The sequence below is a fragment of the Neorhizobium huautlense genome, from assembly GCF_030811685.1.
Lineage (GTDB): Bacteria > Pseudomonadota > Alphaproteobacteria > Rhizobiales > Rhizobiaceae > Neorhizobium > Neorhizobium huautlense_A.
Genome location: NZ_JAUSRF010000014.1, coordinates 15141 through 33316, shown reverse-complemented (window position 1 = coordinate 33316; position 18176 = coordinate 15141). Strand labels below are relative to the sequence as shown.

General features: G+C 58.2%; 19 protein-coding genes. 7 read left to right on the top strand and 12 right to left on the bottom strand.

The features are described 5' to 3' along the window. The 4 genes from lpxE to J2T09_RS19690 form a co-directional block, all read right to left on the bottom strand. On the bottom strand, positions 1 to 759 hold the full coding sequence (gene lpxE / locus J2T09_RS19705; protein ID WP_306837690.1) for a lipid A 1-phosphatase LpxE: 759 nt from the start codon (positions 757 to 759) through the stop codon (positions 1 to 3). A 131-nt stretch (positions 760 to 890) separates the two neighbouring features. Continuing rightward, positions 891 to 2000, bottom strand: coding sequence for a 3-isopropylmalate dehydrogenase (gene leuB / locus J2T09_RS19700; RefSeq protein ID WP_373458527.1), 1110 nt, complete (start codon positions 1998 to 2000; stop codon positions 891 to 893). Between the two features lie 160 nt (positions 2001 to 2160). Continuing rightward, a complete protein-coding gene (leuD, locus tag J2T09_RS19695) occupies positions 2161 to 2766 on the bottom strand; it encodes a 3-isopropylmalate dehydratase small subunit (protein ID WP_306837689.1) in 606 nt (201 codons plus the stop codon). 115 nt (positions 2767 to 2881) lie between these two features. Next, positions 2882 to 3112, bottom strand: coding sequence for a hypothetical protein (locus J2T09_RS19690; RefSeq protein WP_306837688.1), 231 nt, complete (start codon positions 3110 to 3112; stop codon positions 2882 to 2884). A gap of 133 nt (positions 3113 to 3245) precedes the next feature. On the opposite strand from J2T09_RS19690, the gene J2T09_RS19685 reads away from it, so the two are divergent. Then, positions 3246 to 4142 carry an HpcH/HpaI aldolase/citrate lyase family protein gene (locus J2T09_RS19685; protein WP_306837687.1) on the top strand — a complete coding sequence of 299 codons (897 nt, stop codon included), beginning with the start codon at positions 3246 to 3248 and terminating at the stop codon, positions 4140 to 4142. Continuing rightward, positions 4139 to 4345: a DUF1737 domain-containing protein gene (locus J2T09_RS19680; RefSeq protein ID WP_306837686.1), complete on the top strand. Its 207-nt coding sequence runs from the start codon at positions 4139 to 4141 to the stop codon at positions 4343 to 4345. Before J2T09_RS19685 ends, J2T09_RS19680 begins: the two co-directional genes overlap by 4 nt. A gap of 3 nt (positions 4346 to 4348) precedes the next feature. Here the strand turns inward: J2T09_RS19680 and J2T09_RS19675 are convergent, their stop codons facing one another. Beyond that, on the bottom strand, positions 4349 to 4792 hold the full coding sequence (locus J2T09_RS19675; RefSeq protein ID WP_306837685.1) for a metallopeptidase family protein: 444 nt from the start codon (positions 4790 to 4792) through the stop codon (positions 4349 to 4351). A 172-nt stretch (positions 4793 to 4964) separates the two neighbouring features. Here J2T09_RS19675 and J2T09_RS19670 point away from each other — a divergent pair, with 172 nt between their 5' ends. From J2T09_RS19670 to bfr, 5 genes are all read left to right on the top strand, one after another. Then, positions 4965 to 5915, top strand: a complete 951-nt coding sequence (locus J2T09_RS19670; RefSeq protein WP_306837684.1) for an ImuA family protein — start codon at positions 4965 to 4967, stop codon at positions 5913 to 5915. Next, positions 5803 to 7365 carry a Y-family DNA polymerase gene (locus tag J2T09_RS19665; protein ID WP_306837683.1) on the top strand — a complete coding sequence of 521 codons (1563 nt, stop codon included), beginning with the start codon at positions 5803 to 5805 and terminating at the stop codon, positions 7363 to 7365. The genes J2T09_RS19670 and J2T09_RS19665 overlap by 113 nt, the downstream gene beginning before the upstream one ends. Next, positions 7362 to 10784, top strand: a complete 3423-nt coding sequence (locus tag J2T09_RS19660; protein ID WP_306837682.1) for an error-prone DNA polymerase — start codon at positions 7362 to 7364, stop codon at positions 10782 to 10784. Before J2T09_RS19665 ends, J2T09_RS19660 begins: the two co-directional genes overlap by 4 nt. Before the next feature lie 150 nt (positions 10785 to 10934). Further along, positions 10935 to 11246, top strand: coding sequence for a (2Fe-2S)-binding protein (locus J2T09_RS19655; RefSeq protein ID WP_306837681.1), 312 nt, complete (start codon positions 10935 to 10937; stop codon positions 11244 to 11246). Next, positions 11212 to 11697, top strand: a complete 486-nt coding sequence (gene bfr, locus J2T09_RS19650; protein WP_112730631.1) for a bacterioferritin — start codon at positions 11212 to 11214, stop codon at positions 11695 to 11697. Before J2T09_RS19655 ends, bfr begins: the two co-directional genes overlap by 35 nt. 74 nt (positions 11698 to 11771) lie before the next feature. Here the strand turns inward: bfr and J2T09_RS19645 are convergent, their stop codons facing one another. From J2T09_RS19645 to J2T09_RS19615, 7 genes are all read right to left on the bottom strand, one after another. Next, complete coding sequence (locus J2T09_RS19645) at positions 11772 to 12305, bottom strand: RNA pyrophosphohydrolase (RefSeq protein WP_306837680.1); 534 nt, start codon at positions 12303 to 12305, stop codon at positions 11772 to 11774. A gap of 11 nt (positions 12306 to 12316) precedes the next feature. Beyond that, the gene (locus J2T09_RS19640; RefSeq protein WP_306837679.1) at positions 12317 to 13507 is read right to left on the bottom strand and encodes a divergent polysaccharide deacetylase family protein; all 1191 of its coding nucleotides are present in this window, start codon (positions 13505 to 13507) and stop codon (positions 12317 to 12319) included. An 80-nt stretch (positions 13508 to 13587) separates the two neighbouring features. Further along, positions 13588 to 14916 (bottom strand): S41 family peptidase, encoded by a 1329-nt coding sequence (locus J2T09_RS19635; protein ID WP_306837678.1) that lies wholly within the window; start codon positions 14914 to 14916, stop codon positions 13588 to 13590. Beyond that, entirely contained in the window at positions 14906 to 16336 is a 1431-nt protein-coding gene (locus tag J2T09_RS19630; protein WP_306837677.1) for a murein hydrolase activator EnvC family protein, read from the bottom strand. Before J2T09_RS19630 ends, J2T09_RS19635 begins: the two co-directional genes overlap by 11 nt. A gap of 98 nt (positions 16337 to 16434) precedes the next feature. Continuing rightward, positions 16435 to 16917 carry a 23S rRNA (pseudouridine(1915)-N(3))-methyltransferase RlmH gene (rlmH, locus tag J2T09_RS19625; protein ID WP_306837676.1) on the bottom strand — a complete coding sequence of 161 codons (483 nt, stop codon included), beginning with the start codon at positions 16915 to 16917 and terminating at the stop codon, positions 16435 to 16437. 102 nt (positions 16918 to 17019) lie between these two features. Continuing rightward, on the bottom strand, positions 17020 to 17466 hold the full coding sequence (rsfS, locus tag J2T09_RS19620; RefSeq protein WP_373458526.1) for a ribosome silencing factor: 447 nt from the start codon (positions 17464 to 17466) through the stop codon (positions 17020 to 17022). Positions 17467 to 17572: 106 nt separating this feature from the next. Continuing rightward, a complete protein-coding gene (locus tag J2T09_RS19615) occupies positions 17573 to 18166 on the bottom strand; it encodes a nicotinate-nucleotide adenylyltransferase (protein ID WP_373458531.1) in 594 nt (197 codons plus the stop codon). Positions 18167 to 18176 lie beyond the last annotated feature (10 nt).

The following is an 18176-nucleotide window of genomic DNA, read 5'->3' as shown; positions in this document are numbered from 1 at the left end:
TCAGGGATTTCCCTTTACCGGACGCAAGCTCAGCGGCCGTCGCAGGCGCGGCAAGCGACCGGGCGTAAACCGGAACAGCAGCCCGTAACGGGAAAAGGCAATCGCGGTCACCAAGGCTGTCCATGCACCGAATGACAGGCCGGCGATGACATCGCTGGGATAATGGACGCCGATAATGACACGGGCCATTCCAAGCCAGAGAGCAGCGATCAGAAAGAAGACCCTGTAGCGTGGTAAAAGAAGCGCCAGGGCGGCCATGAAGGCGCCGGCGACGGTCGAATGTCCGGACGGAAAGCTTTCGAAACTGAAATCGCCATGGAAAGGCGAGAATCCAAAAATTCCCCATTCTTCGTACTGGGTCGGACGGGCTCGGCCGATGGCGATTTTCAGAATGTTGGCGATCAGGCTGGATATGGCCACCGATAAAAAAACATAGGCGGCTATGTGCGTGGTGTAGATGACCTGAAAGCGCTTGCGATGTGGCATCGGTCGACGCGAATAAAAAAATGCGCCGAGAAACAGAAGACCGGCCACGACAAGGATCCATCCCGACCGGGCAAAATCGGTGACCTTTTCACCTATCGGTAAAAGCACATTCGGCGTGTGGGTCGCATAAGCCCCCATCGGCGCATCAAGCGTGAAGAAAGCAATCAGGATGAGGTTGATGGCGACGAGAGCATAGGGCCACCATGCAGGAGAAGCGGGGCCACCGCTATGTCGCAGTCTGCGTTGTCGTAGCTTGGATAATGTCGATGTCATGCTCACCTGTTCTTCAATCGCCGCCATGGCTTATGGGAACAGGGATATGGGAAGCCCGGCAGGTGAAAGCCAGCCGGGCCAATAACGAAGTCGCAGAGAACCCAACACATTCGTGTCAGGTCGTGCCGTGATCAGGCAGAGGCGGCGGCGAATTCCGCGAGAATTGCATCACCCATTTCGGACGTGCCTACCTGACGGCAACCTTCGCCCATGATGTCGCCGGTACGGATGCCCTTGTCGAGAACCGATGCTATCGCCTTTTCCAGACGGTCGGCTTCGACTACCATGTTGAACGAATAACGCAGGCACATCGCAAAGGATGCGATCATGGCGATCGGGTTGGCGATGCCCTTGCCGGCGATATCCGGGGCCGAACCGTGCACGGGCTCGTAAAGCGCCTTGCGCTTGCCGGTCTTGGCATCGGGTGCGCCGAGCGATGCCGAAGGCAGCATGCCGAGCGAGCCCGTCAGCATGGCGGCGACGTCGGACAGCATGTCGCCGAACAGGTTGTCGGTGACGATCACGTCGAACTGTTTTGGCGCACGTACGAGCTGCATGCCGCCGGCATCGGCCAGCATATGCTCGAGCTTGACGTCGGAATAGGAACGCTTGTGAACCTCGGTAACGACCTGGTTCCAGAGCACGCCCGACTTCATGACGTTGCGCTTTTCCATCGAGCAGACGGCATTCTGTCTCGTACGTGCCAGCTCGAAAGCGACGCCGGCAATACGCTCGATTTCGTAGGTGTCGTAGATCTGCGTGTCGATGCCGCGTTTCTGGCCGTTGCCGAGATCGATGATCTCCTTCGGCTCACCGAAATAGACGCCACCGGTCAGCTCGCGAACGATGAGGATGTCGAGGCCTTCGACCAGTTCCGGCTTCAGCGAGGAAGCGGGGGCCAGCGCCGGATAGCAGATCGCCGGGCGCAGGTTGGCAAACAGCTGCATGTCCTTGCGCAGACGCAGCAGGCCGGCTTCCGGGCGAACCTCGTAAGGTACGCTATCCCATTTCGGGCCGCCGACGGCGCCGAACAGGACGGCGTCGGCCGCCATAGCCTTGGCCATGTCCTCTTCCGAAATGGCAACGCCATGCGCGTCATAGGCGCAGCCGCCGACAAGACCTTCGTCGAGGGTGAAACCCGTGCCCATGGTGTCGTTCATATGCGCGATGATCTTGCGCACTTCGCCCATCGCCTCGGGGCCGATGCCATCACCAGGTAGAAGGAAGATTGTATTGGACATGATGTTCCCTTGCGTTCGCAGGCTCACCCTCCTTGCCTCGCATTGCGCGATGCCTGGAACTCCGCCCGAACCTGCCGAGGGCGGAGCCGGATATGATGTTTGTCAGGCTGTGATGGGGTATCGAAGAGAGCCTGAAAAGTCCGCGTTGCTCCGTGGCCTGTTACAGCCAGGGGCGCTCGGCCTGCATCTTGTTTTCGAAACTGCCGATGCTGGCGTCGTTCTTCAGTGTGGTGCCGATATCGTCCAGGCCCTCGAGCATGATGTGCTTGCGCGCCGGATCGATATCGAAGGTGATCGAGCCGCCATCCGGGCCGGAAATCGTCTGAGCTTCCAGATCGATCGACAGAATGGCATTGGAGCCGCGCGAAGCGTCATCCATCAGCTTGTCGAGATCGTCTTGGGAAACGACGATCGGCAGGATGCCGTTCTTGAAACAGTTGTTGTAGAAAATGTCGGCAAAGGACGTCGAGATCACGCAGCGGATGCCGAAGTCGAGCAGGGCCCATGGCGCATGTTCGCGCGAAGAGCCGCAACCAAAGTTGTCGCCGGCGACGATGATCTTGGCGTTCTGATAGGCGGGCTTGTTAAGCACGAAATCGGCGTTCGGGCTGCCGTCTTCATTGTAGCGGGCTTCCGCGAAAAGTCCCTTGCCAAGACCGGTGCGCTTGATCGTCTTCAGGTAATCCTTCGGAATGATCATGTCGGTGTCGATATTGACGACCGGAAGCGGTGCGGCAACGCCGGTGAGTGTAGTGAACTTTTCCATGGCAAACCTTCGGATGGTCTTCTCGAACAGAAGCTCATGCCAATAGAGCAAAACCGCCCGGATTTGAAGGTCGATTCGTGTTTAACTGGTACGGTACCCGCTGGTACGATCGATCTTAGAGATCGATGATCGTGCCGCGACCGTCGTTCCAGACGCGCATGTTTTCCTGTCTGGCAGTCTTGGCGCGTACCGGCACGGGTTTCAGGCGGGCCGAAAGCAGGCGGATGCCGGTGAAGATTGCCAGCATGCCGGCGAAGGTGACCGTCAGAGACGCGGTGAGGACAGCCACAAATGCGATGACGGCGATGCCGGACAGAGCAAAAAAGAAGGCGCGGATGTTCTGCATGGTGGTTTTAATCCCTTTCGATGCTGGCAATGTGGGCCCTACCCGCCGTGCTTGCAAGAGGGTGGGTGCGCTGGAGCCGATCAAGGCGTGATCACGATATTGCGCGTGGGTTCAAAGCTTGGCACAAAGCGGCATGCCTGTTTATTCAGAAAATGTTCGACTGCGTCGATCCGTCCTCAGCGTTCCTGCCATCAACCGGCGGGCTCTGGAAAAGACCCATATGCTTGATTGCGATGCGGTGATTTTTGATCTCGAAGATTCCGTAGCGCCAGAGAAGAAGGCAGAAGCACGGGACAATCTGCGGCGTTTTTTTACGGAAACGCCGTTGAGAGGGCGTGAAGCCATCATTCGCATCAATGCACTGGGCAGCGAGTTTGGTCAGGAAGATCTCGAACTCGTCCGCGATCTTTTGCCGGATGCCGTTGCCTTGCCCAAGGTGGAGGATGTCTCATCCATCACCGGTCTTGAAGAACGGCTCGCGGCTGCGTCGCCACGTTTGCGCATCTGGGCGATGATGGAAACCGCACGCGGCATTTCCAGCGCGGTCGAGATTGCCCGGTCTGCAAACAATGCCGAAAGCCGGCTCGATTGTTTTGTGATCGGCCTCAACGATCTGCGCAAGGATACCGGCGTCCCGGCACGTCCCGGCCGTACCTATCTTGTGCCTTGGATGATGCAGGTGATGCTGGCGGCTCGCGCCTATGGTCTGGATGTGGTCGACAGCGTCTTCAACGATTTCCGGGATTCGCCAGCTTTCGAAGCAGAATGCGAACAGGGGCGTGACATGGGTTTTGACGGCAAGATGCTGATCCATCCGGCCCAGATCGAAGCCGCCAATCAGGCCTTTGGCCCCGCATCCGAAGCGGTGGAAGAGGCGCAGGCGATCATCGCTGCCTTTGCCCGGACCGAGGCCCAAAATCTCAACGTCATCACCATGGATGGCCGCATGGTCGAGCGCCTGCATTTGGTGCAGGCGGAAAAACTGGTCGCACAAGCAAATCTTATCGCAGAACGAAGGATACGCGCATGAAACTTTATCGCCTTCTCACCGGCGTTGATGACGCCGCATTTTGCCACAAGGTGACACTGGCTTTGAACAAGGGCTGGGAACTGGCCGGTTCGCCAGCCTATGCGTTTAACGCCAAGACGGGCGAAATGCAGTGTGCCCAGCCCGTTACCAAAACTGTCGTGGGCAAGGATTACCATCCCGACATGAAGCTCGGCGAGCAATAAGCATCATCGATCCGCAGCTGCGGCGGCATCGGCGCTTTCCTCGATCCGCTCCATGTCGTCGTCGCTGAGGCCAAAATGATGGCCGATTTCGTGGATCAGCACATGGGTGATGATATCGCCCAGCGTTTCCTCGTTTTCCGCCCAATAATCCAGGATCGGGCGACGATAGAGCCTGATCCGGTTCGGCAACTCGCCGGTCTCGACGGTAAAGCGTTCGGAGAGGCCTCGGCCTTCGAAAAGGCCGAGAAGGTCGAAGGGTGTTTCCAGCGCCATGTCTTCGAAAACGTCGTCATCGGGAAAATCCTCGATTTCGATCGTCAGATTGGCTGTGAGTGCTCTGAATTCCGCAGGCAAGAGACCATAAGCCTCGATCGCAAGCGATTCAAAGGCACTGATGGTGGGCGCATGGCGGTCACGCCAATCGTCTGTCTGGTCGATACGGGCCATGGGTACTCCTTATGGCCTTGCATATATGCTTTTTGAGAAAATTTTTCGAGTGCGGATTCAAGGCTTCGCATCATCATGGATGGGAATCATTTCACATTGCTGTTGACTCCTCAAGCCAGCTCTGGAATCCATAAGAACATAAAGTGAACATATCCGAATGGGAGCTGACGTCATGGCTGGGAAAGCTGTGGCGCAGGAGACAGTTTTTGCCCTGCGTGAAACCATAGCCCGCATGGAGGGCCGAGATATCCGGATGTTTGACGCATCGGATGACAGGGCTGAAGAGATTCTGGGCACACAGGAAAAACGGCGCCGGCTTTCTTTGGGCATCGATGTGCTGGATGAAGCGCTGGATGGCGGATTGCCACTGGATGGTCTTACGGAAATCCGATCCAGCGCCATGAAGGATGCCGGCGCGGCAAGTGCTTTTACCTTGGCGATCGCATCGCTTTTGCAAAAGCAGGGAAACGGTCTTTCGGCTCGCCAGGCAGGTGAAAACGAATTGCCGATCCTCTGGATCGCCGATCGTCTCGCGGTTCTGGAAGCCGGCATGCCCTATGCATTGGGGCTTCAGGATTTCGGCATGGCACCCGAAACCTTTCTCCATGCGCGTCCGCGCAAGCTGGAGGAGGCGCTGTGGCTGGCGGAAGCGGCAGTGGCAAGCGGTGCTTTTGCGATGACGATCCTCGAGGTGAGCGGCAATCCCAAACATTTCGGGCTCACCGAAAGCCGGAGGCTCAGCCTTCGCGCCAGGGCGTCAGGGCGGCATCTTCTCGTCTTGAGGCAGGCCGGGGAGGAGGAGGCAAGCAGTGCCGACTTCCGCTTTCTCGTCGAAACTGCACCGGCAGCCAACCGGTATCTCGCGGATGGAGCCCTGCTTGGCGGCAGCATCGGGCATTCCGTCTTTCGTCTTACCCTGGAAAGGAGCCGAAACCCGGCCCTGCTTTCCTTATCTCTGGAATGGAATTCCCATGACCGCCGCCTTCTCGTCAGCACGCCAGCCAAATCTGATGCTTCAAGCAGGCCAGCAGCGCATTCTGGCGCTCGCCTTTCCGCGTCTGTCGATCGACAGGGTGCTCCGGAAAAAATGGGGACACGCCTGGCGTTCCACCGGGCGTCCTGATGCCGGACCGGTCGTGTGTGTTGCCCATATCGACAATACGCTGCGGCTTGTCGCCTGTGATGACGAGGCCATGCGGTGGGGCTTGCGCTCAGGGCAGGGTTTGGCCGAAGCCCGTGCCATCTGCCCCGGCGTCATCGTCATCGATGAGGATCAGGCCGCTGATCGGCGGCTTCTCGAAGCCGTTGCCGACTGGTGTGATCGTTATACGCCGCTGTTGGCACTGGAGGGAAAGAACGGCCTTTTCCTTGATATTACAGGCTGCACGCATCTCATGGGCGGCGAGGACTGCCTTCTAGAAGACATTCTCAAACGTCTCACCCAGATGGGGTTTGAGGTGCGTGGTGCGATATCGTCCTCGCCCGGCTTGTCATGGGCGGTTTGTCGTCATGATGCCGATCGTATTGTCAGCGACGAGGATCGCGAGGAAATCCTTGCACCGCTGCCGGTTGCCGCGCTGCGACTTGATCCTAAAACTGTCGCAGCCCTGCAGAAACTCGGGCTGAAACGCGTTGGTGACCTCATGCGAACGCCGCGTGCGCCGCTCGCCAGACGTTTTGGTTCGGAAGTCCTGTTGCGTCTCGACCAGGCACGGGGAGATGACGAAGAAGCCATTTCACCACGACGGCCGGTTGCCAGTCTTTCGGCGGAGCGGCGCCTTGCCGAACCGATCCAGTCGGAAGAGGACATCCTGTTCCTGACCCGGCAGATTGCCCAATGCCTGCTTTCTGGGCTTGAGGCGCGTGGTGTTGGCGGGCGTCTTTTCGAATTGGTGCTTTTCCGGGTCGACGGGCAGGTTTTTCGTCTTTCCGCCGGTGCTTCGCGCCCCTTGCGGGATGTGGAACGCATCACCGCGCTATTCTCGCAGCGTCTTGCCACATTGCAGGATCTCGAAGCCGGTTTCGGTTTCGAGATCCTGCGCCTCAATGTGCTGCATCACCAGCCTTTCGAAAACATCCAGTCCGATCTGGCGGAAAACGACCGCCGGCATCTTTCCCTGTCGACCTTTGTGGATCAGGTTTCGGCACGGTTCGGTCCTGACTGCCTGCAGACCTACCAATTGCGCGAGAGCCATATCCCGGAACGGGCCGAATGTTTTGTTCCGGCCTCAGAAGCGCTTGGTAGACAGATGCCGAAGGCACCTCGCATTCTCAATCGTAGCGAAAGGCCTGTCCGGCTTTTCCGTGTGCCGGAACCGCTGGAAAGTTTTGCCGCCGAAATTCCGGACGGTCCGCCGACACGTTTTCGCTGGCGTCGCCTTACCCATCAGGTGGCGCGCGCAGAGGGGCCGGAGCGCCTCAGCCCCGAATGGTGGCTGGATGACGATACGGCTGCGACACGGGATTATTTTCGACTGGAATCGACTGCCGGCTATCGGTTCTGGATCTTTCGAAAGGGCCTTTATGAGCGCGACGCTCAACAGCATTGGTTCATGCATGGTCTCTTCGCATGAGCACTGAACCTTGCTTTTTCGAGATCGGCGCCCGCACCAATTTTTCTTTCCTTGAAGGGGCTGCCCGGCCGGAGGAAATGATGTTCGTGGCAGGTGCGCTCAACATGTCAGGCATCGGCATTGCCGATCGCAATTCCGTCGCCGGCGTCGTGCGTGCGCACAATTACCTGCGTGAAATGCACGAAATCCACGCGCGTCAGAAAAAGGAAGGCGTGAAGGGTGATGAAGAAGAGATGCCGTCGCCCTGTCGCTTCCAACCCGGCGCTCGACTGGTGTTTTCGGACGAGACGCCGGACATTCTGGCCTATCCCTGCAATCGCCGGGGCTGGGCCAATCTCTGCCGGCTGCTCAGCCGCGGCAATCTGAGAACGACGAAGGGCAGCTGCATTCTGGAGGAATGGGATATTCTGGAATGGGGTGCGGAGATGATGCTCGCCATCGTTGCCGATCCTGCCTGCCTGTCCGAAAGCCGGAGTATCGAAAAGCTGGAGGCGGTCCTTGGTCTTCTGAAAGAGCGTTTCGACAAGGCCATCTATCTGGCTTTGTCGCCCGCTTATGATGGCAGGGATGCAATCACTCTGGCCACGCTTGCCGGTATCGCCGGTCGCACCGGCATTCCACTGATCGCAACCAATCAGCCGCTCTATCATCTGCCCGATCGAAAGCCATTATCGGATGTGGTGACGGCAATCCGTGAGCATGTGACGGTGGCAGGCGCCGGTTTTCGCCTTGCTCCGAATGCTGAGCGGCATCTGAAATATGGGCGGGAGATGGCGCGTGTTTTTCGCAATTATCCGCAGGCCATCACCAATACGGAGCGGTTTTTCAAAGCGCTGAAATTCTCGCTGGATGAGCTTCAGCACAATTACCCGGATGAGAGCGTTGTCGGCGAAACCCTTAGCGAGACTCTGGAACGCTTAACCTGGGAGGGTGCGAAGGAACGTTATCCAGATCGTATTCCCGCCAAAGTGGCGCAGGCCATCGTCAACGAGTTGGATCTCATTCGGGGAAAGGAATACGAAGCCTATTTTCTCACGGTTCGCCATATTGTCTGGCATGCACGACATAGACTGAAAGTCCTTTGTCAGGGCCGCGGTTCAGCCGCGAATTCTGCCGTGTGTTATTGCCTTGGCATTACCGAGGTAAACCCGGAAAACTCAACCCTCCTATTCGAACGTTTCATCTCGACGGAGCGTCACGAACCGCCGGATATCGATGTCGATTTTGAGCACGAACGCCGCGAAGAGGTCGTCCAGTATATCTATGAGCATTACGGTTTTCGCCATGCCGGCCTGACGGCGGCGGTGACCAGTTACCGGACACGCATGGCCGGGCGCGAAGTCGCCAAGGCCTTTGGTCTGTCCGAGGATGTGCAGGCGGCCTTGTCCAGCACGGTCTGGGGCTGGTCGCAGGAAGGCGTGACGGAGCGGGATGCCAGGGCGGCCGGTCTGGATCTTAAGGACAAGACTACTCTGAAGGTGATGAAATACGCTCAGGAGTTGATGGGGTTTCCACGGCATTTGACCCAGCATGTCGGCGGTTTTCTCATTACGCGTGACCGTCTGGACGAGGTCGTGCCGATCATGCCGACGGCGATGCCCGGCCGCTACATGATCGAATGGGACAAGGATGATCTCGATACGTTGAAACTTCTGAAGATCGACGTTTTGGCGCTCGGCATGCTGACCTGCCTGCGCAAGGCTTTTGAACTGATGCGCCAGCATTATGGAAGAGAGGAAACACTTGCCGGCCTGAACAAGGGAAACCGACCGGAAGTTTACGACATGATCTGCCGTGCCGATACGATCGGCGTGTTCCAGATCGAAAGCCGGGCGCAGATGAGCATGTTGCCACGGCTGCGTCCGCGCGTTTTTTACGACCTTGTCGTTGAGGTGGCGATCGTTCGGCCGGGGCCGATCCAGGGCAATATGGTGCATCCTTATCTGAAACGGCGTGAGGATGAACGCCATGGACTACCAATCATCTATCCAAGCCCAGAACTCAAAGAAGTATTGAAGAGGACACTGGGCATCCCTCTCTTTCAAGAGCAGGCAATGCAAATCGCCATGAAAGCAGCCGGTTTTCCGGCCGCCAAGGCCGATGCGCTGCGGCGATCAATGGCAACCTTCAAACGCTCGGGCCGTGTCAATTCGTTCAAGCAGGACATGATCAATGGCATGCTTGCGAATGGCTATGCCAAAGAATTCGCCGAAAGCTGTTTCAAGCAGATCGAGGGGTTTGCCGAATACGGTTTTCCGGAAAGCCATGCGGCCTCCTTTGCCCTGCTCGTTTACGTCTCGTCCTGGATCAAGGCCTTTTATCCGGATGTCTTCTGCACGGCTCTGCTCAATTCCCAACCCATGGGTTTTTATGCGCCGTCGCAGCTTGTGCGGGATGCGCGCGAACATGGCGTCGAAGTGCTGCCGGTCGATGTCAATCATTCCGATTGGGACAGCAGTTTGAAGGAAGCGGAGTTTGACCGTTGGCGTGTCGACCGTCGTCATGTCGAAATGCGCGATGTCATCCTGACACGACATGCCGTGCAACTCGGCTTTCGACAGGTCAAGGGCCTGTCGGAAAAGGCCATGCGTGAAAAGCTGATGGCTAATCGCGGAGATGGGTATCACTCCGTTCGGGATCTCTGGCTGCGATCCGGCTTGGAGAAAGCTGATGTGGAGCGGTTGGCCGATGCGGATGCCTTTCGATCGATGCGCCTGTCGCGTCGTGAGGCGCTTTGGGCTGTGCGAGCGCTTGATGCCAGAAGTGCGGCGGAAAAACTGCCATTGTTCGACCAGGTCGCGCATCTCGATCTGCAGGTGGAGCCAAAAACGCAATTGCCCGAAATGTTGCCCGGTGAAGAGGTCATCGAGGACTACCGGGCGCTTTCCCTGTCACTCAAGGCGCATCCGGTTTCCTTTTTGCGGGATCGTCTGCAGGCGATGGATGTTTGCCGCAGCGTCGATCTTCTCAATGTCCGCAATGGCCGGAAGGTCACGATTGCCGGTCTCGTTCTGGTGCGGCAGAGGCCGGGCTCGGCAAAGGGCGTGATCTTCATGACGCTGGAAGACGAAACAGGGGTCGCCAATGCGATCGTCTGGCCGAAGACATTCGAAAAATACAGGCCGGTCGTCATGGGCGCGCGCCTGGTCAAGATCTTTGGACGTCTGCAAAGCCAGAATGGCGTCATCCATACGGTCGTCGATCATATCGAGGACCTGACACCGATGCTGGGCCTGCTGCAGACGGAAGTGCGCCGTTTTGCCGTTCTCGAACGCGCAGATGAGGTTTTGAATGGTCCGCGTCCCGATCCTCGTCAGTCACGCAAGGATCGGGATTTATATGCTGGTGGCAGCGTAGCGAATGTTCAGCCCGGGCTTGATACGGCACGCGTCATGCCAAAAGGCCGGAATTTTCATTGATCACGTAAATTTTTTTAGAGCGCAGAAAGCACGGAACAGGCGCTTTGCAAAATCTGCATATTAGCGGATTGATTCATTTTCTTGACATTTGCCCCCTTGTTTGACAGAGAAAGCGGATAAGCTAGGTCATGTTTCCGGATCGGCCCGAAAATGCTCGTCTGCAGCTGCAATTACATCACCGACACCGAAATTCGCAATGCCATCACCGCATTGCTCGATGAGGACTGTTGGCAGCTCATCGTCCCGGCCAAGGTCTATCATTCCATGGCCAAGCGCGGTCGCTGTTGCGGCTGTTTCCCGAACGTTGTCGACCTGATCATCCGTACGACCGAGGATTACCACTCTCGCCGCCACTCGACGGAAGCTGAACTAGTTGATTATATGTCCCGCCTGAAACAACTCCACGAAGAGAACAGGAGAGCGGACATTGAAAGGCGACAAAAAGGTCATCGAGCGGCTTAACGAGGCTCTTTTCCTCGAACTCGGCGCCGTCAATCAATACTGGGTACATTATCGTCTTCTCGAGGATTGGGGTTACACCAAGCTCGCCAAGAAGGAACGTGCCGAGTCGATCGAAGAAATGAACCACGCGGACAAGCTGGTTGCCCGCATCATCTTCCTCGAAGGTCATCCCAATCTGCAGACGCTTGCGCCCCTGCGCATCGGCCAGAACGTCAAGGAAGTTCTGGAAGCGGATCTTGCCGGCGAATACGATGCCCGCAAGGCCTACAAGGAATCCCGCGACATCTGTCACGCCGCCGGGGATTATGTCTCCATGAAGCTTTTCGAAGAACTGTTGATGGACGAAGAAGGTCACATCGATTTCCTCGAAACGCAGCTGGAACTCCTCGGCAAGATCGGTGAAGCGAAATACGGCCAGCTCAATGCCGACTCCGCCGATACGGCAGAATAACGAAGAAATTCAGCACATAAAAAATGCCGGCAGTTTTGGCTGCCGGCATTTTCATTTTTTGCTGTTTTCCCTTTTCAGGCCGGCTTGCCCGCAAGATGGGCAAATTCGGCAACCACCTTGCGATAAACCTCACGCTTGAAGGACACGATCAGGTCCGGCAGCTCGGCCATCGGTTTCCAGTCCCAGTCCTCGAATTCCTGATGCTGGCCGGATGGCGGGTCCTCGATATTGATCTCGTTTTCATCGCCTTCAAAGCGGAAGGCAAACCAGCGTTGCGTCTGGCCGCGATATTTGCCCTTCAGGCCGATGCCGATCAGATGGGCGGGCAGATCATAGTTGATCCAGTCGCTCGCTTCGCCGAGCAAGGTCACGCTGCGCATACCCGTCTCTTCGAAAAGTTCGCGTTTCGCGGCGACCAAGGTATCCTCGCCCTTGTCGATTCCGCCCTGCGGCATTTGCCAGAGCTGAGGCGACCCATCGGATTCTGAATTGTTTTCAGACATGCGCCGCCCGACCCAGACAAGACCATCACGGTTGAGAACCATGATGCCGACACAGGGGCGGTAAGGCAGATTATCGGCGGATACCGGCTTTTGGGATTTGCTCATCTCTCTTCCATTCATGGATGCGCAGGATCGTTCACGACGGCAGAAACGCCAACGATTTCGATGCCGCGATTGCTGACTTCGCGAACCCATTGCTGGATCGCGTCCACGCTTTCGTCAAAGGCCGAGGCCGAGCCGATGGCAAAACCCTTGCGTTGGGCAATGCGCTCCAGTTCGTCGAGCTTCTTCAGAATTTCCACCTTGTCCAGCTGTCCGTCCAGGGTCAGATCGGCAAAGGCATGTGGAAGCTGCAACGGTTTGGCAATCTTTTCCGTCAGCGATTGCGAGGAAGAACCGTCATCCAGAAACAGCAGGCCGCGTCCGGCGATATCTCTCAGTACCGGTTCGAGTGCACCGGCATCGGCGAGAAAACGACCGCCGAGATAGTTCATCACACCGGTGTAATTGGTGATCTTGCCCATCGCTTCATGCAGGTTGGCAATGTTTTCCTTCACATTGGCTTGCGTCACCAGAGTGGTAGCGCCCGGATTGTTGCTTGGGTAATCGAAGGGCTCCATGGGAAGCTGCACGAGAATTTCGTGGCCGTTGCGTCTTGCTTCCTGCACCCAGCGCTGAAGGCTGTTGCCCGTTGCGGCAAAGGCAAGCGTAATCTCGGCCGGAAGCGTGCGGATGGCCTTCTGTGTGCCGGTCTGGCTCAGCCCCAGGCCTCCAACGACGATAGCGATACGGGTGCCGCGCGCGCCGGACCATGGACGGGCATACTGCTCCATCGGCCGAAGTCCGTCCGGGCCAACGATCGGTAGGCGTCCTGCCGGTGTATCTTCGATGAGATCGTCATTCGGCGTGGCAGCCATGCGTGGATCCTGGCCGACCCGCCGCCCATCAACGATCAACGGGCCATCGCCGTCACGTTGACGCGGAGAATAGGTCGTGACGACCTGACCGTTGTTGGTCTGAGTGCGCTGGATATTGGCCCCGCCACTGGGGCCGGAGCGCGCTATTGTGGCCTTGCCTTGGGAATCGCTCGCCGGAGCGCGGTCAGCCGGTGTTTGCGAAGGTGTATCGGTCCTGGTCGCTATCTCGGTTTTTTGCAACGCCGGATCAGGTTGCATGGCATAGAAGGAGAAGCCGAGAAGACCGGCGCCAACCAGCACACCGAAGATGACACCGATTGAAACGCGTCGGGAGCGTCGCAGACGCGCCTCGCGGTCCCGCCCAAGCGGTGCGTGAAGATCCGTCCCCAATGATCGTCCGCCCTGATATGTTGTCCGGATAACAAAAACCGGCCCGAAAACGGGCCGGTCTTATGTGTATATTGAAACGATTACGGCTTAACGGCAGCTGCCGCCTTGTCCTGCTGTGGCGGGAAAGACGGGTCTGTCTTGGCACCACGCAGCAGGTCGAGCGCGTAGTTCAACTGGATATCGTCCTTGGTTTCCGGCGGCACATAGGCCGAGGAACCCGATCCCTCTTCAGTTTCACTCTGGCCGGTAATATGGCCGCGCAGGCTGGATTCACCCTCGGCCTTCACCTTGCCCTGCAGTTCCGGCGGCAGCGGCTGCTCAACCTTGATATCCGGTTCGATGCCGGTGCCTTGGATCGACTTGCCGGACGGCGTGTAATAAAGCGCGGTCGTCAGGCGCAATGCGCCGGCATCGCCGAGCGGAATGATGGTCTGCACCGAACCCTTGCCGAAGGACCGCGTACCGACAACGGTGGCGCGCTTCAGATCCTGCAAGGCGCCGGCAACGATTTCCGAAGCGGAAGCCGAACCGCCGTTGACGAGAACGATGACAGGCTTGCCATCGGTCAGATCGCCGGCGCTGGCGTTGAAGCGACGGGTTTCCTCGGCATTGCGGCCGCGGGTCGAAACGACTTCGCCACGCTCCAGGAAGGCGTCGGAGACGTTGATCGCCTGATCGAGCAGGCCGCCCGGATTGAGGCGAAGGTCAAGGACATAACCCTTCAGCTTGTCGGCCGGCACATCCGCCTTGATCTTCTGGATTGCCTTTTCGAGGCCTTCATAGGTCTTTTCCGTGAAGGAGATCACGCGGACATAACCAACGTCACCTTCGACACGAGACTTGACGGCCTGAACGGCGATCGTGTCACGAACGACAGTGATTTCCAGTGGCTTGTCTGCGCCCTGGCGGATAACCGTCAGCTTGATCGGCGTGTTGATCGGGCCGCGCATCTTTTCGACGGCATCTTCAAGCTTCAGGCCGCGCACCGGCGCGCCATCGATCTCGGAAATGAAGTCGCCGGCCAGAACACCTGCCTTGGCGGCCGGCGTGTCATCGATCGGCGTGATGACCTTGACGAGCTCGTTTTCCATCGTCACTTCGATACCGAGACCGCCAAATTCGCCCCGGGTCTGGGTGCGCATGTCGTCGGCATCCTTGGCATTCATGAAGCTCGAATGCGGATCGAGCGAGGTCAGCATGCCGTTGATGGCGTTTTCGACCAGCTTCTCTTCATCCGGCGGCGTGACATACTGGGCCCGCACGCGCTCGAAGACGTCGCCGAAAATCGACAGCTCGCGATAGGTCGAGGAACCGGCTGCCTGAGCCGGCACGCCGGCTGAATAGATCACGCTCATCGCGGTTGCACCCATCAGTGCGCCGACGATGACAAGAGAAGCCCTACGAATCATTGCGTGCCCTTCCAGTGTCCTTTTTGACCCACCACGGTGCCGAATCGACCGGGCTGCCATCTTTTCTGAATTCAATGTAAAGCGTCGGGCGATCCGTTTCCAGCGCCAACGCGGTTGCGCTTGCCACTCTTTTTTTACCCATCAGGGCGATAGGCTCACCTGCGAATACGAACTTGCCTTGTCGCACGTTTACGGTGTTCATGCCGGTCATAACCACGTGATAACCATCGCCGGCATTGAGAATAACCATCTGGCCGTAGCTTCTGAAAGCGCCGGCAAACACCACAAGACCATCCGCCGGAGCCGTCACTACCGCATTCGGACCGGAGGCCACCGTCATGCCTCGGGCCGGGTGGCCTGTACCATCAGGATCATCCCATGAACGCAGAATATCGCCGGCGACCGGCAGTTCCAGCTTCTGTCTCAGACTGGAAAACGGATATGCGGGCGCAATGCGGTTTTTGTCGGGCACACCGCTTTCGGCCAGTTGCCGGGCCTTTTCGCGTTCCTCGACACTCAACTGCTTTTGGCGCTCTTCCTCAAGGCGGGCTCTTTCCGCGGCGTCGCGGATCGAGGTGATGTCGTTTTCCAGGGATTCGATGAGGCCACTCAGGCTTTCTGCCCGTGCTGCCAGTTCATCCGTGCGCTGCTGTTCGGCCACGAGGTCCGCAGCGCCCGTCTGGCTCTGCTTGTCGTTTTCGGCCATCAGAAGCTGCATGCGCCTGTCTTCTTCAAGACTCTCAGTGATCGTTCCGGAAACGCGGGCCTTTTCCGTTGTCGCGTCTCTCTGAAGTGACGTCAGGGCCTCAAGGTCATTGACGAGTGCGGTTGCTTGCTTGCGCATTCCCGGAACGACCGCACCGAGCAGGATGGCGCTGCGCACGGATCCGAGCGCATCTTCCGGCGTGACGAGCAGGGCCGGCGGCGGGCTGCGCCCCATGCGCTGCAGCGCGGCCAGAACTTCCGCCAGAACGGCCCGGCGGTCATGCAGGGATTTCTTGATGGCATCCTGACGAACGCCGAGCTGCGCAATCTTTTCCTCGCTGGCAAGAATCTGGGCTTCCAGTTCCTTGCGGCGCGTGGCTGAATCAATCAGCGCCTGCCGCAGATTGGCCGTGCTCTTTTCCAGCGCCGCGATGTTTTCCTCGATCAGCCGTGCCTTTTCCGAGGAAATATCGATGGAGCGGGTCAGTTCCTCGAGTTCATTGCGGGTTTCGTCACGCTTGCGTTGCAGTTCGGCAGACGCATTGTCGGGCGTGCCGGGCGCCGACTGAGGCGATGGTTCAATCTGCTCCGCGTTAACCGCCTCTTCCTGCGCGAGGGAGGGGGGCGGAGATAGCAGTGCGGCAGCCGACAACACGAAAACCGCCGCCGTTGCCGGCAGCGCTGCAGTCAGCCCGTTCCATGTCGATCTCTTCATTCCGTCCCGCGAATCTCTGCCGGATGGATTTATCTTAGGCGGATTTGGTTCGTTGCGCCACAGAGAACATGGTCTGCGCCAATCCAGCCAAAACGGCACTAGACACGATGATAAGGATGGCCGGACAGAATGGTGACGGCGCGATAAAGCTGCTCGGCCAGCAGAATGCGCACCAGCTGGTGCGGCCAGGTCATGGCGCCGAAATTGACGACGGCGTCCGCTCTGTCACGTGAAGAGGCATCATGGCCGTCGGCGCCGCCGATCGCCAGCATGCAGTCACGTTTACCCTGGTCGCGAAACCGGCCGATCAGGGCTGCGAATGCTTCGCTGTCCATGGATTTGCCGCGCTCATCGAGAATGATCAGCACGCTGCCTTCCGGCATTGCCTTGTCCAGCATGCCGGCTTCTTCGCGTTTGCGGGTATCGGCATTGGAGGCGCGGCTTTCCGCGACTTCCACAACGCGCGCAAACTCCAGTCCCACGGCCGGGCCGGCCTTGGCCATCCGGTCCACGTAACGGGACGCAAGTTCCTTTTCAGGGCCGGCTTTCAACCGTCCCACTGCAAAGAGGCTTATCCGCATCGTTTAAAAACCGCCATGTTCGTCCGTTCCTGCACGACCTCATGTGTCGTCGTGCGGGAAAGGCTTGGGCACCCAGCGGTTCAATCGAAAGTGATAAACCCGTCAGTGCAATGTGTTTTCCTCGAAATCCGGCGCGGCCCACATCTTTTCGATGTTGTAAAACTCGCGGATTTCAGGGCGGAACACATGGATGATGATGTCACCGGTGTCAATCAACACCCAGTCGCCGGTTTCCTGGCCTTCGACACGGGCGCCGCCGTATCCTTCGTCCTTGAGATCGGAAACGAGATGGTCGGTGATTGCCGAGACATGGCGGCTCGATCGCCCGGAGACAACCACCATGTGGTCTCCCAGCGCCGATTTTCCGGCAATGTCGACGGTGACGATATCTTCGGCTTTGGAGTCCTCAAGGCTGGCGAGGACCAGTTCGAGAGCACGATGAGCAGCTTCGGCGCCGCGGTCCGTGCTCGTCGGGAGGAGACGCTGGGTCTTTCCCTTGGCGTGTACTGTTGTCAGGGTTTTTCCTTTCGTCCAAGACAAAACAGGCACTCGCGAATCCCTGATCTGAGGAACCCGCAAGAATGAAGGTGGCATCGAATTGTTAATCTTTCAAGAGCGATGCAGTTGGATTGCGACCATAAGGCGACCACGCCGTTCACGTTTTCTGTCGCGCCTTTGCACGCAGCTGCGTGGAACTGATGGATGAGCGGCGATCGTGCAGAAAAGTCCATGCCGGTGCGGCGCGCAGCGCCAGATTCGCCGCGTCTTCCTCATCGATCCGGGCATGGTCATAGGCGCGCGCCATGGTCGACGAGACGAGCGACAGCGTGGCGCCAGGACGGTCGATAATCGCAATCGGGAAAGTGGCGACGATCTGGCGCCAGTTCTGCCAGAGGTGAAAGGTCTTCAGACTGTCGGCGCCCATGATCCAGACAAAACGGATGCCGGGGTTACGTGCGGCCACATGCGCCACCGTATCCGCCGTGAAGCGTGTATCGAGTGCCTGCTCAAATGCCGTCACTTTGATGCGCGGATCGTCGATCAGCTTCTCGCTGGCCGCGATCCGGTCGGAAAGCGAAGCGAGTTCCGAGCGGCTTTTCAGCGGATTGCCGGGCGTCACCATCCACCAGAGAGTATCGAGCGCCAACCGGCGCATGGCGATTTCCGCCACCAGCTGATGGCCTTCATGCGGCGGGTTGAAGGAGCCGCCGAACAGGCCAACGGTCATGCCGCGCTCGGCATGCGGCATGCGCAGATAA